Here is a 1,135-nt window from a genome sequence, read left to right as displayed (position 1 = left end):
TTAATTCCATCCCCTGATACTTGTTTATAACCATCTCCAAACTCAACCGTTTTAATTCGATGCTTAAATTCACCACTGGGAGAATCCTGAATTTGAGTTCGCCATTGAAATACGTCAACTGCCATATGAGCACCTATAAAAGAAAAGCCGCACTAGGCGGCTTATTGAAAATAATGAGTTTAATAGTGCGGCGTTAATCGTCGCTATCATCTGATGTCTGTTTCAGATAACGCCCCAAGACAAACACAGCCACCAATCCGACTAGATCCAATGTTACTAACAGACTGGCAAAACCTATTTCACCGCTACTGGCAAAATAAAAAGCACCACACAGGATAAGCAAAGCAAGGCTAAGCCCCATCCACTGGCCTCTCCTGTCCTTTGACATACCGCCATCAACAATTTTGTTGTCCATATCATGCCGATGTCTTTGTTCTTTTTCTGCCAAAGAAAGCAACCGTTCAGCAGCGCCCGGTAGAATATTTTCATACTCTCTTAGCTGGCTTGGCGGTGGGATTGGGCCTTGAAATTCGAATATCTTATGCTGTATGACTGAAACAATATTAGGGTTATCCAATATCCTGTTCAGTGCAGCCGGATCAGATATTAACCGCTCTTCTATAACGGCTATATCTTGGAGTGGCTCACTACCTTGATGCTCATTAGCATTCTCCGGTAGTGAGTTATCATTATGCGGTTTTTCTGAGCTTTTGGGCATTAGCTGACTCACCAACAGTAACGATTGAAGTGTTCATATCTTTCGATATGTTCATCATATCTGATCTTAATCGCTGTGCATCGGAGCCAGTAGGAATAAGCTTGCGGTAATCAGTCGCTGGCATGATATCCATAATACTGCCCATCGCTCTCATGTAGCGGCGTATTGTAGCTGTCATGATTGCCTCCTCACAGTCAGTTTCATCGTGCCAAAACTGCAATATAGCTCTTAGTTTAATCCAACAGTTTTGGCATTACAACTTACCAAAAGGTTTCAAAACCAAGTATCATTGTATGCATTCTATACGAATAATATTATGCCTTCCGTGGCTTCAAGTTCTTAATAACTACTTGCTTGTGATTGAAAACCTAGCCATCTTGGGATGATACCACTGTGAACCACGCTGTTCAGCCTCTG

At 42.2% G+C, this 1,135-nt stretch carries 2 protein-coding genes and 1 pseudogene; all 3 read right to left on the bottom strand.

Annotation, left to right across the window (positions count from 1 at the left end; genetic code table 11):
* Positions 1 to 125: pseudogene (locus tag AACS90_RS03075) on the bottom strand (phage tail protein); the annotation flags it as partial.
* Positions 126 to 193: 68 nt separating this feature from the next.
* Positions 194 to 718: a DUF2335 domain-containing protein gene (locus AACS90_RS03070; RefSeq protein WP_099123660.1), complete on the bottom strand. Its 525-nt coding sequence runs from the start codon at positions 716 to 718 to the stop codon at positions 194 to 196.
* On the bottom strand, positions 690 to 896 hold the full coding sequence (locus tag AACS90_RS03065) for a hypothetical protein (protein ID WP_099111602.1): 207 nt from the start codon (positions 894 to 896) through the stop codon (positions 690 to 692). The genes AACS90_RS03070 and AACS90_RS03065 overlap by 29 nt, the downstream gene beginning before the upstream one ends.
* Positions 897 to 1,135: the final 239 nt, after the last annotated feature.

This window comes from Xenorhabdus sp. KK7.4 (assembly GCF_963876465.1).
Lineage (GTDB): Bacteria > Pseudomonadota > Gammaproteobacteria > Enterobacterales > Enterobacteriaceae > Xenorhabdus > Xenorhabdus stockiae.
Note: the sequence above shows the minus strand (reverse complement) of the source record. Positions and strands in the feature narration are given on the sequence as shown.

Bases quoted from the DNA above. Each gene is read 5' to 3' on its own strand.
- AACS90_RS03070 (WP_099123660.1), bottom strand. From the start codon at position 718: ATGCCCAAAAGCTCAGAAAAACCGCATAATGATAACTCACTACCGGAG.
- AACS90_RS03065 (WP_099111602.1), bottom strand. From the start codon at position 896: ATGACAGCTACAATACGCCGCTACATGAGAGCGATGGGCAGTATTATG.